The sequence below is a fragment of the Pasteurella canis genome (assembly GCF_020810675.1).
Taxonomy (GTDB): Bacteria; Pseudomonadota; Gammaproteobacteria; order Enterobacterales; family Pasteurellaceae; genus Pasteurella; species Pasteurella canis.
Window position 1 is genome coordinate 1,449,085 of record NZ_CP085871.1, and the last position, 17,310, is coordinate 1,466,394.

Annotated in this window: 18 protein-coding genes; 6 read left to right on the plus strand and 12 right to left on the minus strand. The window is 37.4% G+C overall.

Annotated elements, in window-relative coordinates:
- Positions 1-13: 13 nt before the first annotated feature.
- The 3 genes from rlmH to rhlB are packed head-to-tail and all read right to left on the minus strand — an operon-like array spanning position 14 to position 2,085.
- Positions 14-481 (minus strand): 23S rRNA (pseudouridine(1915)-N(3))-methyltransferase RlmH, encoded by a 468-nt coding sequence (rlmH, locus tag K7G93_RS06730; RefSeq protein ID WP_049215407.1) that lies wholly within the window; start codon positions 479-481, stop codon positions 14-16.
- 3 nt (positions 482-484) lie between these two features.
- The gene (rsfS, locus tag K7G93_RS06735; RefSeq protein ID WP_153266374.1) at positions 485-796 is read right to left on the minus strand and encodes a ribosome silencing factor; all 312 of its coding nucleotides are present in this window, start codon (positions 794-796) and stop codon (positions 485-487) included.
- Positions 797-816: 20 nt separating this feature from the next.
- The gene (gene rhlB, locus K7G93_RS06740; protein ID WP_191134575.1) at positions 817-2,085 is read right to left on the minus strand and encodes an ATP-dependent RNA helicase RhlB; all 1,269 of its coding nucleotides are present in this window, start codon (positions 2,083-2,085) and stop codon (positions 817-819) included.
- A 212-nt stretch (positions 2,086-2,297) separates the two neighbouring features.
- On the opposite strand from rhlB, the gene rho reads away from it, so the two are divergent.
- Positions 2,298-3,560: a transcription termination factor Rho gene (rho, locus tag K7G93_RS06745; protein ID WP_049215412.1), complete on the plus strand. Its 1,263-nt coding sequence runs from the start codon at positions 2,298-2,300 to the stop codon at positions 3,558-3,560.
- A 51-nt stretch (positions 3,561-3,611) separates the two neighbouring features.
- Here rho and K7G93_RS06750 read toward each other — a convergent pair whose 3' ends face one another.
- From K7G93_RS06750 to yceD, 9 genes are all read right to left on the minus strand, one after another.
- Entirely contained in the window at positions 3,612-4,532 is a 921-nt protein-coding gene (locus tag K7G93_RS06750; protein WP_223667406.1) for a DUF2167 domain-containing protein, read from the minus strand.
- Between the two features lie 100 nt (positions 4,533-4,632).
- Complete coding sequence (locus tag K7G93_RS06755; RefSeq protein ID WP_115323123.1) at positions 4,633-5,970, minus strand: anaerobic C4-dicarboxylate transporter; 1,338 nt, start codon at positions 5,968-5,970, stop codon at positions 4,633-4,635.
- A gap of 230 nt (positions 5,971-6,200) precedes the next feature.
- Positions 6,201-6,431 carry an acyl carrier protein gene (gene acpP, locus K7G93_RS06760; protein WP_034617387.1) on the minus strand — a complete coding sequence of 77 codons (231 nt, stop codon included), beginning with the start codon at positions 6,429-6,431 and terminating at the stop codon, positions 6,201-6,203.
- A gap of 263 nt (positions 6,432-6,694) precedes the next feature.
- Entirely contained in the window at positions 6,695-7,423 is a 729-nt protein-coding gene (gene fabG / locus K7G93_RS06765) for a 3-oxoacyl-ACP reductase FabG (RefSeq protein ID WP_226691012.1), read from the minus strand.
- Positions 7,424-7,443: 20 nt separating this feature from the next.
- A complete protein-coding gene (gene fabD / locus K7G93_RS06770; RefSeq protein ID WP_115322251.1) occupies positions 7,444-8,382 on the minus strand; it encodes an ACP S-malonyltransferase in 939 nt (312 codons plus the stop codon).
- Positions 8,383-8,455: 73 nt separating this feature from the next.
- Positions 8,456-9,409, minus strand: coding sequence for a beta-ketoacyl-ACP synthase III (locus tag K7G93_RS06775; RefSeq protein WP_049215423.1), 954 nt, complete (start codon positions 9,407-9,409; stop codon positions 8,456-8,458).
- Between the two features lie 43 nt (positions 9,410-9,452).
- The gene (plsX, locus tag K7G93_RS06780; protein WP_115323124.1) at positions 9,453-10,508 is read right to left on the minus strand and encodes a phosphate acyltransferase PlsX; all 1,056 of its coding nucleotides are present in this window, start codon (positions 10,506-10,508) and stop codon (positions 9,453-9,455) included.
- 31 nt (positions 10,509-10,539) lie between these two features.
- Positions 10,540-10,710, minus strand: coding sequence for a 50S ribosomal protein L32 (gene rpmF, locus K7G93_RS06785; RefSeq protein WP_005544470.1), 171 nt, complete (start codon positions 10,708-10,710; stop codon positions 10,540-10,542).
- Between the two features lie 17 nt (positions 10,711-10,727).
- Complete coding sequence (yceD, locus tag K7G93_RS06790) at positions 10,728-11,252, minus strand: 23S rRNA accumulation protein YceD (protein ID WP_049215428.1); 525 nt, start codon at positions 11,250-11,252, stop codon at positions 10,728-10,730.
- 293 nt (positions 11,253-11,545) lie between these two features.
- On the opposite strand from yceD, the gene K7G93_RS06795 reads away from it, so the two are divergent.
- The 5 genes from K7G93_RS06795 (at position 11,546) to oppF (ending at position 17,154) form a co-directional block, all read left to right on the plus strand.
- The gene (locus K7G93_RS06795; RefSeq protein WP_049215430.1) at positions 11,546-13,195 is read left to right on the plus strand and encodes an ABC transporter substrate-binding protein; all 1,650 of its coding nucleotides are present in this window, start codon (positions 11,546-11,548) and stop codon (positions 13,193-13,195) included.
- A gap of 100 nt (positions 13,196-13,295) precedes the next feature.
- Positions 13,296-14,216, plus strand: coding sequence for an oligopeptide ABC transporter permease OppB (gene oppB, locus K7G93_RS06800; protein WP_049215431.1), 921 nt, complete (start codon positions 13,296-13,298; stop codon positions 14,214-14,216).
- A gap of 26 nt (positions 14,217-14,242) precedes the next feature.
- The gene (gene oppC / locus K7G93_RS06805) at positions 14,243-15,154 is read left to right on the plus strand and encodes an oligopeptide ABC transporter permease OppC (protein WP_049215433.1); all 912 of its coding nucleotides are present in this window, start codon (positions 14,243-14,245) and stop codon (positions 15,152-15,154) included.
- Positions 15,155-15,175: 21 nt separating this feature from the next.
- Complete coding sequence (locus tag K7G93_RS06810; RefSeq protein WP_049215434.1) at positions 15,176-16,165, plus strand: ABC transporter ATP-binding protein; 990 nt, start codon at positions 15,176-15,178, stop codon at positions 16,163-16,165.
- Positions 16,165-17,154: a murein tripeptide/oligopeptide ABC transporter ATP binding protein OppF gene (gene oppF / locus K7G93_RS06815; protein WP_049215436.1), complete on the plus strand. Its 990-nt coding sequence runs from the start codon at positions 16,165-16,167 to the stop codon at positions 17,152-17,154. The genes K7G93_RS06810 and oppF overlap by 1 nt, the downstream gene beginning before the upstream one ends.
- Positions 17,155-17,310: the final 156 nt, after the last annotated feature.

The following is a 17,310-nucleotide window of genomic DNA, read 5'->3' on the forward strand; positions in this document are numbered from 1 at the left end:
CAGAGTCAATGAATTATTCACGATGATAAGGATGATTCGTCGTCAAAGACCAAGCTCGATATAAACTTTCTGCCACGACAATACGAACCAATGGATGTGGTAACGTTAAAGGTGATAATGACCAACTTTGTTCAGCAGCCGCTTTACATTCTGGTGAAAGTCCTTCTGGTCCACCAATTAATAAGCATACATCGCGTCCATCATTTTTCCATGCTTCAAGCTGGGTGGCTAACTGCTCAGTGTTCCAAGCTTTACCTGGAATATCTAGAGTCACAATCCGACTTTTACCACAAGCCGCTAACATCGCCTTACCTTCTTGCTCCAAAATACGCTTAATATCTGCATTTTTACCGCGTTTGCCCGCTGTAATTTCAATCAGCTCAAATGGCATATCTTTTGGAAAACGCCGCTGGTATTCTTCAAACCCTTGAGCGACCCAAGCAGGCATTTTTGTTCCAACAGCAATCAGTTGAATTTTCACAACCTAGCCCCACAGTTTTTCAAGTTGATACATTTCTCGACTATCTGATTGCATAATATGGACAATAGTTTGCCCTAAATCGACAACAATCCAATCTGCTGTATCTAAGCCTTCATCAGCAAAAGTTTCAAAACCAGCACGTTTACATTCTGTAATTAAATTTTGTGCTAAAGAAGACACATGGCGACTTGATGAACCAGTACAAATCACCATGTCATCAGTTATCGGTGATTTGCCTCGCACATCAAGATGTAGAATATCAATTGCTTTTAAAGCATCTAATTTATTAATAATAAAATCAGTTAATGTATTCAAACTCATATCCTTTAATGTACTTATTTAAAATGCCGCTTTAGATGGCGTTTATTTGACGAACTTACTGTATTTTTATTCGCTGAATAACTACTACGCTTCGCTCTATAGGGCTTTGGCAATGTTAAGAGTGCATTCACGTCATATTGGCTGACAGGAATACTATGTGCAATATATTCCTCAATTGCAGGTAAATTCATTGCATACTCTTCACAAGCAAAACTGATTGAGACACCACTTTCACCAGCACGCCCCGTGCGTCCAATACGATGTACATAGTCTTCACGATCATCAGGTAAATCATAATTAAAGACATGTGTAACATCTGCAATATGTAAGCCTCGAGCAGCCACATCCGTAGCAACCAAAATATCTAATTGCCCATCTGTAAATTGTTTTAATAATGAAAGACGTTTTTTCTGTGCTACATCACCTGTTAATAATCCGACACGATGACCATCTGCAACTAAATAACGCCAGATGTCTTCACAACGATATTTTGTATTCGCAAAGATAATACAACGCTCAGGCCATTCTTCCTCTAATAGCGTCAACAACAACGCCATTTTGTCTTGATTAGAGGGATAAAATAGCTCTTCTTTAATGCGATGACCCGTTTTCTGTAATGGTTCTATTTCTATGTATTCTGGATCATTCATGTCCTCAAACGCTAGCTCACGTACTTTATAAGATAATGTAGCTGAAAATAACATGGTTAAGCGCTGCTGTGGCGGAGGACATTTACGTAACAAATAACGAATATCTTTAATAAACCCTAGATCAAACATACGATCTGCTTCATCTAATACTACTACTTGAATTTGGTCTAAACGAATAATGCCTTGCTTGACATAATCAATCACTCGCCCAGTTGTGCCTATTAAAATATCAACACCTTTTTCAATCGCTTTTAATTGCTTATCGTAACCATCACCGCCATAAGCTAATGCTGTTTTTAGCCCCGTTGCTTGAGCTAATAATTCAGCATCATTATTAATTTGAACAGCTAATTCACGCGTGGGGGCTAAAATTAATGCTCTAGGCTGTGAGAAAGACGTGTCAGATATTTCATGCTCTAATAAATGATGAAAAGTGGCAGTTAAAAATGCCATCGTTTTCCCTGTTCCTGTTTGCGCCTGACCCGCAACATCTTTTCCAGACAAACTAATAGGCAAAGAAAGTGCTTGAATTGGCGTACAATAATCAAAGCCTTTCGCCTGTAATGCATTCAAAACTTTATGATTTAAAGGTAAATCAACAAAACGAAGTTGTGTTAAATAATTATTTTGCATAAAAAATAAGAAATCTCTTAAAAAAATTGTGCTAAGAATAGCACGAACTAGAAAAATCCCCAAAAATTGACCGCACTTTTTCAATTATTTTCACAAAACCTCGCCCTAAAACTAGACAGTAACGGGTTTTAGTGATAATTTACGCACATTCTAAAAATCACATATTCATTCATTTATTCTTTTTATCAAATCAATAACAACCCTCAAATATTATGCATCTTACAGAACTTAAAAATAAACCTGTTTCTGAACTCGTCGAACTCGGCGAAGGACAAATGGGCTTAGAGAATTTAGCGCGTTTACGCAAACAAGATATTGTTTTTGCTATCTTAAAACAACATGCCAAAAGTGGGGAAGACATCTTTGGTGGTGGCGTATTGGAAATTTTACCAGATGGTTTCGGCTTTTTACGCTCAGCAGACAGTTCATACCTTGCTGGGCCAGATGATATCTATGTATCACCAAGCCAAATCCGCCGTTTTAACTTACAAACAGGCGATAAAATTGAAGGTAAAATTCGCCCGCCAAAAGAAGGTGAGCGTTATTTTGCTTTATTAAAAGTCGATCAAGTAAATGACGATAGACCTGAAGTCTCACGTAGCAAAATTTTATTCGAAAACTTAACGCCATTACATGCAAATTCTCGCCTAAAAATGGAGAGAGGAAATGGCTCAACAGAAGACTTAACTGCACGTATCTTAGATTTAGCCTCTCCAATTGGTAAAGGTCAGCGTGGTCTTATCGTTGCACCACCAAAAGCAGGTAAAACTATGTTACTGCAAAATATCGCACAAAGCATTACTCACAACTACCCAGAATGTGAGCTTATTGTGCTTTTAATTGACGAACGTCCTGAAGAAGTAACCGAAATGCAACGTTCAGTAAAAGGTGAAGTAATCGCTTCAACTTTTGATGAGCCAGCTACTCGTCATGTGCAAGTCGCTGAAATGGTGATTGAGAAAGCTAAACGCTCAGTTGAGCATAAAAAAGATGTGGTTATTTTATTAGACTCAATTACACGTTTAGCACGAGCATATAATACTGTCACACCCGCATCTGGTAAGATTCTTTCTGGTGGTGTGGATGCGAATGCATTACATCGTCCAAAACGTTTCTTCGGTGCAGCACGTAATGTAGAAGAAGGCGGTAGCTTAACGATTATTGCGACAGCACTAGTAGATACAGGGTCTAAAATGGATGAGGTTATCTTTGAAGAATTCAAAGGTACAGGTAATATGGAATTACATCTATCTCGTAAAATCGCAGAAAAACGAGTTTTCCCAGCCATTGACTTCAACCGTTCAGGTACACGTAAAGAGGATTTACTCACAACGCCTGACGAGCTACAAAAAATGTGGATTCTACGTAAAATTCTTAATCCGATGGGTGAAGTGGAAGCAATGGAATTTCTGATTGATAAACTCATGGTTGCAAAAACAAATGATGAATTCTTTGAGATTATGAAACGCTCATAGTTTTAACGCCTGAATTTTAAAGCCTCAAAAATTAATTTTGAGGCTTTTCTATTACTCAAGTGTATCATTGCCATTTGGTTGAACTAACGCTTTCCGCTCTAAAAATCGTTTAAATGCAACAACCGCAAACAATATGCCTCCAATAATAATGATCACGAATATCAAGAGAAACTCCTCTCTCTCCGCAAATCGACCATATGTACCGCTAATTAAAGTAGATATCCCAAACCAAGCAACTTTGTCTTGTTTTGGTATAAAATCCTCATACCCTTCTCCTTCATAAAAATGGATACCTTCAAGCAACTCCTCAGCGATTGCTTTTTCAGCCTCAAATTCTGATTCTCCGCTCAAGAATGATACCTCAATATACCCCCTACGACTAAGTATATAGGTCTTGTAATTAACAATATTGCCAGTCTCTTCTCTTACATTAGGCCCTATTGGTTTCAAATTAATAGCCCAACCTAGATGATGTTTTTTCTCATCATAAACTGGTTTTTTAACCCAACCTAAAGTCTCAATTTCAGGCATTCCTTTTTGGCGACGAATTTCATTTCGTTCTTTATCACCTTTTAGCTGTTTCTCAAACAACGCATCTACATCCCACGTTTTTGCTTCTTTGTCTGAGATATAACCGATATCAGAATAGACGATATCAAAAACCCAAGAAGGATTGTCTTTTTTTATCACTACAGCTAAACGGCCTATATTCGAGTGATTACCAATAAGTTCCATGAATTGATCAGCATAAAGCCCTGGTAAAAACAGCATATCACTAGTCAAATTAAAAAAACCACCAGGAAAAGGAAATTTTAATGGTCCTTCTATCCCGCGAAAATGCAGAAGCTCTTCAATTTTGTCTAATTTTTCCTCTGAATCTGCTGTTCCTGCCACAGCCATCGTGTTGACACTGAATATAAGAAAGAAAAGTACAATCAATTTTGTGAAAATTTGTCTTAATGAGCTAAACATACATATTCCTTAAAAATATATAAAGGGAAATAAATAATCAGATGATAGAAAAAATGCGGTCAATTTTTTAAATTAACCGCATTTTTATAAGAAACACTAATTAAATCATGATTTGAGCTAACACATAACCAACACAGCAAGCTGTTACAACACCAATAAGTCCTGGTACCATAAAGCTATGGTTGAAATAATATTTACCTATTTTTGTTGTCCCTGTCACATCAAAGTTCACTGTTGCAATATCTGACGGGTAGTTTGGAATAAAAAAGTAACCATAAGTAGCAGGCATCAGACCAACTAATAGAGCAACAGGCAGACCTAATTCAAGTCCCACTGGTAACATCATCACTGCCGTTGCAGCTTGGCTATTAATCACGACGGACACCGCAAATAATGCAAGTGCAAAAGTCCAAGGGTAATGCCTTACCATAGAAGTAATCCCCTCTCTAAACTCTGGCATCGCAAATTTAAAGTAAGTATCACTCATCCATGCAATACCAAAAATTGCGATAGCAGCTACCATACCTGATTTAAACACTACACCATTTGGTACAATCTGAGGATTTGTTTTTGTCACTAATAAAATAATACCACCAAAACAGAGCATCATCATTTGAATAATAAGTGACATTGAAATTGGTTTGACTTTATCGCCTTCACCAATAGTACGAATGTCAGGGAACATTGCGACAATGACGATAACGACTAGCGCTAACAAGAATAAATAAACAGATTGTTTTGCTGCTGGAGGCAGCTCTTCATTTAATGTTGTGCTTGTCGTGTTTAGAATACGATCACGCCAGATTGGATCTTGTAGGCGACGTTGATATTCTGGATCATTTTCTAACTCCTTCCCACGACGCATACTGTATAAAGATAAAGCCAGAGTACCGACTAAAGTCGCTGGGACCGTGACGGAAATAATATCTAATAACGAAACGTGTTCAAAGCCTGGCAGTTCAACAATTTTTCCCAAATAGAATACAACTGCGGCAGAAAGTGGACTTGACGTAATCGCTAACTGAGATGCAACAGATGCTGCCGCCATTGGACGTTCTGGTCGAATTTTATTTTTTAATGCAACATCACCAATAATTGGCATGATTGAATACACAGAGTGACCTGTTCCAAGCATAAATGTCATTAAATAAGTGACAAGAGGACCAAGTAATGTAATGCGTTTTGGGTTGCTACGTAAAATTCGCTCTGCAACTTGCAGCATGAATTTTAATCCGCCTGCAGCTTCTAAAATAGAAGCACAAGTAACAACAGAAAGAATAATTAACATTACATCAACAGGTGCCTTGCCAACTGGCATACGGAAAATAAAGACCTCGATCACTAATCCGATACCAGAGACTACTCCCAATCCTATACCACCAAAACGGCTGCCCACATATAGCATGAGTAATAGGAATAAAAACTCAAAATAAAGCATAGATATACCTCTAAAATGTTACAAAAATATTAGCGTCATCATACTTGATTTATATTTGTACACAATCCTTTTCACTTTCTTTTAAAGTGTTTTTTTAAAAAATAAAACAATTATTTGGTTTAAATCAAAAAAGCAAAGTGACGATAAAAAAATAGGAAATTCTTTATAAGAGGTAATAGTGACGAGAAAAGAAAAAATTTAGGCGGTTATAAGAACCGCCTAAATATGAATTATTGATTGTTTTGAACGTAATCAATCGCAGATTGAACTGTTGTAATTTTCTCTGCTTCTTCATCTGGAATTTCAATATCAAATTCTTCTTCTAAAGCCATCACTAATTCAACAGTATCTAAAGAATCCGCACCTAAATCTTCAACGAAAGAGGCTTCAGATTTAACTTCGTCTTCTTTAACGCCTAATTGCTCAACGATGATTTTTTTTACGCGTTCTTCAATGCTCATTTGTTTCTTCCTATAGTTTAGTTTTTCGCTCACTGCGACGAGTTAGTTAGTGTATATATTTTTTACAAAGTTACAATAATTTTTGTTGGTGGTCAAACCTTAAAACCATTTTAAAAAAACACATACAGTGAAAAATATAGTTACGTTACTTCATCTACGCTTAAAGTGGCGTAACCAAGTTACATTGCGATCAGGATTTTAACATTAACCTCAACCTTTGGCTACGCTTTTATCCCCTAAAATCAGTAATTGATTTTGTACAATTAGTTGGTATACATCCCGCCATTCACATGTAAAGTTGTACCTGTAATATAGCTAGCATCTTCTGAAGCTAAAAACGAAACTGCTTTAGCAATATCTTTTGGCTCGCCCAGACGACCTGCTGGCACTTGCGATAAAATACCCGCTTTTTGCTCATCTGTTAAGACTTCTGTCATATCTGTTGCAATAAATCCAGGTGAAACCACATTCACGGTAATACCACGAGAAGCTACTTCTTTTGCAAGTGCTTTACTGAAGCCAATTAGACCTGCTTTTGCTGCACAATAGTTAGTTTGCCCAGGATTTCCCATTGAGCCCACAACAGAGCCAATAGTAATAATACGCCCAAAGCGTTTTTTCATCATTGAGCGTAACATCGCTTTTGATAAGTAGTACACTGATGTTAAATTAGTTTGCATAATGTCAAACCATTCTTCATCTTTCATTCTCATCAATAAGTTATCACGAGTAATGCCTGCATTATTGACTAATATTTCAATATCACCAAAATCTGCTTTAATTTTCTCTAATGTGGCGTCAATTGAAGTGGGATCCGAGACATTTAAAACTAATCCTTTCCCTTTTTCACCTAAATAAGCAGAAATACTTTCTGCCCCTTTCTCTGATGTCGCAGTACCAATCACTAATGCGCCTTTCTCTGCTAATTCTTCCGCTATTGCTCGTCCAATACCTCGAGTTGCCCCTGTTACTAACGCGATTTTACCTTGCATTAAATATCCCCTTTTATGAATTAAGCCAACACTTCTTCAACTGCATTTAATGATGCAATATCATTTACTGCAATTGCCTGTAAATCTGCAACAATACGTTTTGTTAAGCCAGTCAATACTTTATTTGGCCCGATTTCCACCAACACTTCTACGCCTTCGTTTGCCATTGTCTCAACAGTTTCAGTCCAACGAACAGGATTATAAAGTTGACGAACAAGTGCATTTCGAATGAGTGAGCTTTCTGTTTCTGTTGCAACATCTACATTATTCATTACATGTGTCGTTGGTGTTTTAATTGCAATATTATCTAAAGAAACCGCTAATTGATCGGCTGCTGGTTTCATCAATGCACAATGAGAAGGCACACTAACAGCTAAAGGAAGAGCACGTTTTGCACCCGCTTCTTTACAAGCCACAGCAGCACGCTCAACAGCTGCCTTTGCACCTGCAATAACTACTTGACCAGGAGAATTAAAGTTTACAGCTGAAACAACTTCACCTTGCTCTGAGTCCGCGCATGCTTTAATAATTGCTTCATTATCTAGTCCAATAATAGCATACATTGCCCCTGTGCCCTCTGGTACGGCTTGCTGCATTAATTTACCACGTAATTCTACTAATTTAATGGCATCTTCAAAATCAATCACATCCGCACAAACTAACGCAGAATATTCTCCCAAGCTATGTCCTGCCATTAATGTAGGCTTTAAGTTTGGATATTGTTGTTGCCAAACACGGTAAATCGCGACAGAAGCTGCTAATAATGCAGGTTGAGTTTGCCAAGTTTTATTTAATTCTTCTACTGGTCCGTTTTGCACTAACTGCCATAAATCATAACCTAATACATCAGAAGCCTGTTTAAAAGTTTGTTGCACAACAGGATATTGTTCTGCAAGCTCAGATAACATACCAACTGCTTGTGAGCCTTGTCCTGGAAACACCATTGCAAATTTTTTCATGTTTTTTCCTTAGTTTTTAAAACGCTTAAAACTTTTTTAAAATCGACCGCACTTTTATAAATGAACAATATTATTAAAACCTAACTAATGCCGATCCCCAAGTCAGACCACCACCAAAAGCCTCTAATAATAACATTTGCCCCCGTTGAATACGTCCATCACGCACCGCCTCATCCAATGCACTTGGAATACTGCCTGCAGAAGTATTGCCATGTCGATCTAATGTTACAACCACTTGTGACATATCCATTTCTAATTTTTTTGCTGTTGCCGCAATAATACGTAAATTAGCTTGATGTGGAACTAACCAATCAATGTCTTTTTTATCTAAATTATTTGCTTCAAGTGTTTCTTCCACTACATTTGCTAATTCACGTACAGCAATTTTAAAAGTAGCATTACCTTGCATTTCTAAATATGCAGGGTCACTTTCAACACCTCGTGCTTGATTAGCCAAAGTTAATACATCCGCATTTTCTCCTGTCGCATGCAAGTGAGTAGAGATAATACCAGCTTCCGTAGAACGCTCTAAAATAACAGCACCCGCTCCGTCACCAAATAAAATAATCGTACCGCGATCTTCTGGATTTAAAGTACGAGAGAAAAGATCAGCTCCAATGACAAGCGCTTTATTAACTTTTCCAGTACGAATAAACTGATCTGCAACTGTTAATGCATAGACAAACCCCGAACAAGCTGCTGCAACATCAAAAGCAATCGCATCTTTAATTTCAAGCATTTTTTGAATTTGACAAGCAGCACTTGGAAATGCATGAGTCGAGCTTGTAGTCGCAACAATAATCAAGTCAATTTCATTCACATCCATAGGCGACATATCTAAACATTTTTTTGCAGCTTCAAAGCCCATCGAAGCCACAGTTTCATGCTCCTCAGCAATACGACGCTCTTTAATACCTGTACGTTCGGAAATCCATTCATCAGAGGTTTCCACCATTTTTTCTAGGTCTGCATTAGTACGGATATTTTTGGGTAAATAACTACCTGTTGATAAGATTTTACTGTACATAATAAATCTCGTTAAAAAATAATAGCGAAGTCGCTATATTAAATTAATAATCACTTGTTATTTTTATATGCTCAGATGACTCGTATTTTTCGAGCCCAGCTAAAATTTTTGTGGGGATTTGTTGACGTACTTGAAGCGCAGCATCAGCAATGGCATAAGAAAAAGCATCAACATTTGCCCCACCATGACTTTTCACTACAACGGATGTTAATCCAATTAGAGATGCGCCATTATATTCATCTGGGTTAATTTGTTTTAAACGCTGATAGCTATCTTTAAATAAATGGCGTAATAACCAAGAAAAAATCGGTTTCAGTAAACTATTCTTCGATTTACCTTTCAATAAGGCAATTACATTTTTAGCTGCGCCCTCAAGTGTTTTTAAGGCGACATTACCCGCAAATCCATCGCTTACAATAACATCTGCTTTTCCATTTAACAAAAAGTTACCCTCAATAAAACCAATATAATTAAGCGCAGTATCATTTTCTAACAAAACTGCTGCATCTCGAATGGATTTATGCCCTTTAATATCTTCACTACCAATATTGAGTAAAGCAATTCTTGGATAAACTAAATTTAAACTATTTTCAGCAAAAATGCTGCCCATCAAGGCAAATTGGTATAAGTTTTCTGCATCACAGTCAATATTTGCGCCAAGATCAAGCATCACGCTTTTCTCACCGTCAACTGTCGGTATCACTGAAATTAATGCAGGTCGCTGAATCCCTTTAAGTGGCTGCAATAAAATTTTTGAAAGCCCCATTAGTGCGGCAGTATTACCTGCACTAACACATCCTTGCGCCTCACCTTTTTGTACAGCTTCGATAGCTAAACGCATAGATGTACCTTTACTGTTTCTTAAAGCATAAGAAATACCGTGCTCATTATCAATTTTTCTTGAGCAATGACAAATTGTTAAACGTTGTTGAATCGAAACAGGTAGGTTTTCAAGTAAAGGCAGAATTTGTTGGCTATCACCAAACAATAATAAAGAAAGCATTGGATCTTTTTCCAACGCAATTATGGATGCGGGGATAGTAATACGGGGACCTATGTCCCCGCCCATCACATCTAACGCAAGGGTTAGACGACTCAAGTGATTACCTTATTTTTCTAATAATCTAGAATTACTTATTAATCACTTTACGACCACGATAGTAACCGTCAGCAGTTACATGGTGACGTAAATGAGTTTCACCACTAGCTTTATCAACTGATACTGCTGCTGTGGTTAAGGCATCATGCGAACGACGCATATCACGACGTGAACGAGATTTTTTGTTTTGTTGAACAGCCATTGGCTATACTCCTAAATTTACTTTTGCTTTAAACTAGCTAATACAGCGAACGGGTTCGGTTTTTTTGCCAGCTCTTCGGGCAATTCGCCAAAAACCTGTTCAGCCACGGACACTTCACAGTGTTCAGATGAATGCATTGGCACAATTGGCAGACTTAAAATTAATTCATCTTCAATCACACCAAGTAAATCTATTTCACCAAACGAATTAAATTCAATTGGCTCATAAATTTCGGGCAATACATCGGCTTGATCCAAATTAGCCACAGGACTATAACAAAACGTACAGTCAATAGTTTGCATAAAAGGTTTCTCACAACGCTGACAAATAAGTTCTACTTCAACAGTTGCTTGACCTTTCATAACCACTAATTTTTGTGGATCAATAAAAAACGATAATCTAACCTGTGCATCGCTGAGCACTTTGCTTACTGACTCAGAAAGTCGCTGCAATTGATTGATAGCATAATAACCATCATAATCCAATCGTCGTTGAGCATCTTTAACTGGGTCAACAGTTAGGGGTAATTTTACCTTTTGCATAGGGCGTGAATATTACCTTTTGAGAACAAAATAGTCAAAGGAAATTATAATTTTTTAACAGAATGTCACGATAAGCATTAACAAAATGCTTTTTTATTTCTTAGTATGCTTTACTTACAATTATATAAAGCGTGATTCTCTATATTGTAGAAAAACTCCAAAAGAGAATCCAAAACGAATAATCTAAATCAAATTATTCTATCATAGTTCAAAAATAATACTTTCAAGACTTTACAGCTCAACATTTTTCCTTTATTAATAGAGTTTCTTTTACTCACAAAAAAGGTAAAATTATGACAAACACAATGAAAAAAACATTTCTTAACATTGCATTAACAAGTGCATTAACACTTTTAGCGAGCCAAAGTACTTTCGCTGCTGAAGTCCCTACTGGTACAACTCTTGCTGATAAGCAAGAACTCAGAATGAACAATGGTTCAGATCCAGCCTCGCTTGATCCTCATAAAATAGAAGGCACACCAGAAGCCTTAGTTGCACGTCAACTTTTCGAGACATTAGTCATCTCTGATGCTGATGGTCATATCATTCCAGGCGCTGCTGAAAAATGGGAACATAGTCCAGATTTCAAAACTTGGACATTCCACCTTCGTAAAGATGGTAAATGGTCAAATGGTGAGCCAGTTACTGCAGAAGATTTTGTGTTTGCTTTCCAACGCTTAGCTGATCCAAAAACAGCATCACCTTATTCTAGCTATTTAAAATATTTAAAACTATTAAATTCAGAAGATATTGTTGCGGGTAAAAAACCAGTAACAGATTTAGGTGTAAAGGCGCTTGATTCACATACGCTACAACTTATGCTTTCTGAAAGTGTCCCTTATGCAGATAAGCTCACAGAACACTATGTGCTTGCACCAGTTAATAAAAAAGTTGTAGAACAATTTGGAGATAAATGGACCGATCTTAAAAATATCGTTGGTAATGGTGCATTTAAAATTACTAATTGGATCATTAATGAAAAATTAGAAATGGTGCCAAATAATCATTATTGGGATAATGCAAAAACTGTATTAACTCATGTTACATTATATCCAATTACGTCTGAAAACACTGATGTTTCGCGCTACCGTGCAGGGGATCTCGATATCACAAACCATGCACTCCCAGTAGAACTTTTCGCTAAATTAAAAGCAGAACTTCCAAATGAAGTATACACACCACCAGTGTTATGTACTTATTTATATGAAATCAACCATAAAAAAGCGCCTTTTAATGATACTCGTGTAAGAAAAGCATTATCCATGGCAATGGATCGTAACATTATTACAGAAAAAGTTACTGCTCAAGGTCAAGTTCCTGCATATAGCTTTACCCCACCTTATATTAATGGTGGTGAAAAAATTGCAACACCAGAATGGGCAAACTTACCACAGGCAGAACGTAATAAAAAAGCAATTGAATTATTAAAAGAAGCTGGTTTCGATAAAAAGAACCCATTAACTTTCAACTTACTGTATAACACCTCTGATAACCATAAGAAAATTGCGATCGCTGCAACATCTATCTGGAAGAAAAATCTTGATGGTGCGGTCAATATTAAGTTAGAAAACCAAGAATGGAAAACCTACTTAGACTCACGCCACCAAGGTAACTATGATGTTACTCGTGCTGGCTGGTGCGCTGACTATAACGAAGCAACAACATTCTTAAATTATTTCTTATCAACCAGTAGCAACAATACTGCTTTCTATAAGAGCGCAGAATATGATGCATTGTTAGCATCGTCCTACCAAGTAGAAAGCGACGAAGGTCGTGCTGAAGTTTATGCTAAACTTGAGCAACAACTAGAGAAAGATGCAGCATTAGTACCAATGTATTACTATGTTGATCCTCGTATGGTAAAACCTTATGTGAAAGGTTTTGCGACTAAACATCCTGGCAAAAACTATTACTTAAAAGATGTTTATTTAATTAAGCAATAATTTCTCTACTGCTTTATAGTGCGGTCAATACTTTTGTAAAATCGACCGCACTTTCTTGTTTTTTTTACACGTTGGCGTGTTTTAAATTGGATTATCTTGTATGTTTAAATTGATTATTCGTCGTTTGTTTCAGGCAATTCCAACGCTTTTTATTTTGATTACTATTTCATTTTTTATGATGCGATTGGCTCCAGGTAGCCCATTTACGAGTGAAAAAAATTATCCACCTGAAGTCATCGCTAATATCGAAGCGAAGTATCACTTAAATGAACCGCTCTATAAGCAATATATTATCTACCTTAAAGATTTAGCTCATGGTGATTTTGGCCCTTCTTTTAAATATAAAGATTATACCGTAAATCAACTAGTGTCCGCGGCATTCCCCGTTTCTTTTAAACTAGGTTTTTCTGCTTTTTTAGTGGCGCTAACATTAGGTATCACTGCAGGTACAATAGCCGCATTAAAACAAAACAAATGGGTTGACTATCTAATCATGACATTTGCAATGACGGGGGTTGTTATACCTAGTTTCGTTGTTGCGCCATTACTTGTCCTTATTTTTTCAATCTCATTACAATGGTTACCATCTGGTGGTTGGGAAGGTGGCGCATTTAAATTTATGCTCATGCCAATGATTGCGTTATGTTTATCCTATATTGCTAGCATTGCACGTATCACTCGTGGCTCAATGATTGAAGTACTCCATTCTAACTTTATTCGCACAGCTAAAGCCAAAGGCTTACCAATGCGTCGCATTTTAACCAAACACGCATTACGTCCCGCTTTATTACCCGTCATTTCTTATATGGGACCTGCATTTGTCGGTATCATCACGGGTTCAATGGTCATTGAAAGTATTTTTGGTATCCCAGGAATTGGACAACTTTTCGTTAACGGCGCATTAAACCGTGATTACTCTTTAGTCTTAAGCCTCACTATTTTAGTAGGCGCATTAACAATCGCCTTTAATGCGATTGTCGATATCTTATATGCTGTTATCGATCCAAAAATCCGTTATTAATTTTGCAGTTATGACAGGAATTTAAAATGTTAAAAAATCAAAAAGATACTGAGCTGCTAGAAACTGTTGTCGAAACATTAGAAACAGTTGAAGGACGTAGTTTATGGCAAGACGCTCGCCGTCGTTTCTTCCATAACAAAGCAGCACTAACGAGTTTATTTATTTTATTTTGTATTAGCCTTTTTGTTATTTTCGCCCCAATGCTAATGCCGTATCCTTATGATGAGCTGGATTTCGGCGCAATTTCTATGCCGCCAGAATGGGAAAGTATGCACTACTTTGGTACAGATGCATCTGGGCGAGATTTACTTGTACGCGTCGCAATTGGTGGACGAATTTCATTATTAGTAGGCATTGCTGGTGCGTTAATCGCCGTATTAGTTGGCACATTATATGGCGCTACTTCTGGCTATATTGGTGGCAAAGTAGACACGTTCATGATGCGTTTTCTAGAAATTCTTAACTCATTTCCCTTCATGTTCTTTGTTATCTTGTTAGTCACTTTCTTTGGCCGCAATATTTTCTTAATTTTCGTGGCGATTGGAATGGTCTCTTGGCTTGATATGGCAAGGATTGTTCGTGGTCAAACTTTAAGTTTAAAACAGAAAGAATTTATTGAAGCCGCTATCGTATGTGGCGTTTCTTCTCGTCAAATTGTTTGGCGTCATATCGTACCGAATGTACTTGGTGTGGTAGTAGTTTATGCCTCGTTACTCGTACCAGGTATGATTTTATTTGAATCATTTTTAAGCTTCTTAGGCTTAGGAACACAAGAGCCACTTAGCAGCTGGGGTGGATTACTAAACGATGGTGCTAAATCAATGGAAGCTGCGCCTTGGTTATTAGTATTCCCAGCCTTATTCTTAGTGATTACTCTATTTTGTTTTAATTTTATTGGTGATGGTTTGCGTGATGCACTTGACCCGAAAGATCGCTAATACATGCCTTTGGAGAACACAATGACAACAAACAATTTACTACTCGATGTACAAGACTTGCGTGTCACGTTTAAAACCCCAGATGGTGATGTAACTGCGGTCAATAATTTAACTTTTTCTTTAAATGCAGGTGAAACATTAGGGATTGTAGGTGAGTCTGGCTCAGGTAAATCGCAGACCGCCTTTGCCCTAATGGGACTACTTGCTGATAATGGACGTATTGCAGGTTCTGCTAAATTCAATGGTGAAGAAATTCTAAACCTACCAGAAGCACAGCTTAATCGCTTACGTGCAGAACAAATCGCGATGATCTTCCAAGATCCAATGACTTCACTCAACCCTTATATGAAAATTGGCGAACAATTAATGGAAGTGCTGATTTTACATAAAGGTATGGATCGCAAAACGGCATTTGAAGAATCTGTACGTATGTTAGATGCAGTAAAAATGCCAGAATCACGTAAACGTATGAATATGTACCCTCATGAGTTTTCTGGCGGTATGCGTCAACGTGTCATGATTGCGATGGCATTATTATGTCGCCCAAAACTATTGATTGCTGATGAACCGACTACAGCATTAGATGTCACCGTTCAAGCGCAAATAATGACACTATTAAATGAACTTAAAAGAGAATTTAATACTGCTATTATCATGATTACCCATGATTTAGGGGTAGTAGCTGGTATCTGTGACAATGTACTGGTAATGTATGCAGGACGGACTATGGAATACGGTACCGCAGAGCAAATTTTCTATAGTCCAAGCCACCCTTATTCAAAAGGATTAATTGGTGCCGTTCCACGCGTTGATGGTCAAGAAGAAGAATTGATCACAATACCTGGTAATCCACCCAATTTACTCCAATTACCAAGCGGTTGCCCATTCCAACCTCGTTGCATTCATGCGACAGAACAATGCTTAAAAACACCAAAATTAGACTTATTACCAGATCAACGCCTACGCGCTTGTTTTGTGCCAGCAGAACAGTTAATTAGAGGAAACGCATAATGACAGTAGAGAGAAAAGTTATCCTAGAGGTCAAAGATTTAAGCGTTCATTTCAAAATTAAAGACACAAAATCTTTGATTTTCACTAAACATCAAACGTTAAAGGCCGTCAATAATGTTTCTTTTCATTTATATGAAGGAGAAACACTCGGGGTTGTGGGGGAATCAGGTTGTGGTAAATCCACTTTAGCACGAGCCATTACAGGCTTAGTGGAGAGTTCTGGCGGTAATATTCTTTGGCTAGGTAAAGATTTAACCCAACAAAATGCCAAAGAATGGAAAGCTGTACGCAGTGATATCCAAATGATTTTCCAAGATCCATTAGCATCACTCAATCCACGTATGACTATCGGTAGTATCATTGCTGAGCCACTAAAAATTTATCAACCTCACTTGACGAAAGAAGAAGTGAAAGAAAAAGTGCGTGCGATGATGATGAAAGTAGGATTACTACCAAATTTAATCAACCGCTATCCACATGAATTTTCAGGCGGTCAATGCCAACGTATTGGAATTGCACGTGCTTTAATTGTTGAGCCTAAATTGATTATTTGCGATGAACCAGTGTCAGCATTAGATGTATCAATTCAAGCGCAAGTGGTGAATTTATTAAAATCATTACAACGTGAAATGGGCTTATCTCTCATTTTTATTGCACATGATTTAGCAGTTGTGAAGCACATTTCTGATCGTGTTTTAGTGATGTATTTAGGGAATGCTGTTGAGCTTGGCGACTATGAGCAGGTCTACCACGACACTAAACATCCTTATACCAAAGCCTTAATGTCTGCTGTCCCTATTCCTGATCCGAAATTGGAGCGTAATAAACAAATCCAATTACTGGAAGGTGATTTACCTTCGCCGATTAATCCGCCATCAGGCTGTGTTTTCCGAACACGTTGTCCATTAGCAGATCAACATTGTATTGCTGATAAACCGATACTGAAAGGGCAAAATAACCATTTTGTCGCTTGTTTTAAAGCAAACTAACCGAACAAACCGCACAAAAAAGTGCGGTTTGTTTTTTGTAAGTGCCAATACCAAGCATAAAGTAAAAGAGCGTGTTATTCGTCGTCCTGCCGACTTATTTTTAACGCAACGTTGGTAAAAGCACCAAATAAGTCTAAATATTATTCAAAATTAAAA

What these genes read in the sequence shown, in the direction of transcription:
- rhlB (WP_191134575.1), bottom strand. Translation starts at nt 2,085, where the DNA reads ATGCAAAATAATTATTTAACACAACTTCGTTTTGTTGATTTACCTTTA.
- rho (WP_049215412.1), top strand. Translation starts at nt 2,298, where the DNA reads ATGCATCTTACAGAACTTAAAAATAAACCTGTTTCTGAACTCGTCGAA.
- K7G93_RS06750 (WP_223667406.1), bottom strand. Translation starts at nt 4,532, where the DNA reads ATGTTTAGCTCATTAAGACAAATTTTCACAAAATTGATTGTACTTTTC.
- K7G93_RS06755 (WP_115323123.1), bottom strand. Translation starts at nt 5,970, where the DNA reads ATGCTTTATTTTGAGTTTTTATTCCTATTACTCATGCTATATGTGGGC.
- acpP (WP_034617387.1), bottom strand. Translation starts at nt 6,431, where the DNA reads ATGAGCATTGAAGAACGCGTAAAAAAAATCATCGTTGAGCAATTAGGC.
- fabG (WP_226691012.1), bottom strand. Translation starts at nt 7,423, where the DNA reads ATGCAAGGTAAAATCGCGTTAGTAACAGGGGCAACTCGAGGTATTGGA.
- fabD (WP_115322251.1), bottom strand. Translation starts at nt 8,382, where the DNA reads ATGAAAAAATTTGCAATGGTGTTTCCAGGACAAGGCTCACAAGCAGTT.
- K7G93_RS06775 (WP_049215423.1), bottom strand. Translation starts at nt 9,409, where the DNA reads ATGTACAGTAAAATCTTATCAACAGGTAGTTATTTACCCAAAAATATC.
- rpmF (WP_005544470.1), bottom strand. Translation starts at nt 10,710, where the DNA reads ATGGCTGTTCAACAAAACAAAAAATCTCGTTCACGTCGTGATATGCGT.
- yceD (WP_049215428.1), bottom strand. Translation starts at nt 11,252, where the DNA reads ATGCAAAAGGTAAAATTACCCCTAACTGTTGACCCAGTTAAAGATGCT.
- K7G93_RS06795 (WP_049215430.1), top strand. Translation starts at nt 11,546, where the DNA reads ATGACAAACACAATGAAAAAAACATTTCTTAACATTGCATTAACAAGT.
- oppB (WP_049215431.1), top strand. Translation starts at nt 13,296, where the DNA reads ATGTTTAAATTGATTATTCGTCGTTTGTTTCAGGCAATTCCAACGCTT.
- oppC (WP_049215433.1), top strand. Translation starts at nt 14,243, where the DNA reads ATGTTAAAAAATCAAAAAGATACTGAGCTGCTAGAAACTGTTGTCGAA.
- K7G93_RS06810 (WP_049215434.1), top strand. Translation starts at nt 15,176, where the DNA reads ATGACAACAAACAATTTACTACTCGATGTACAAGACTTGCGTGTCACG.
- oppF (WP_049215436.1), top strand. Translation starts at nt 16,165, where the DNA reads ATGACAGTAGAGAGAAAAGTTATCCTAGAGGTCAAAGATTTAAGCGTT.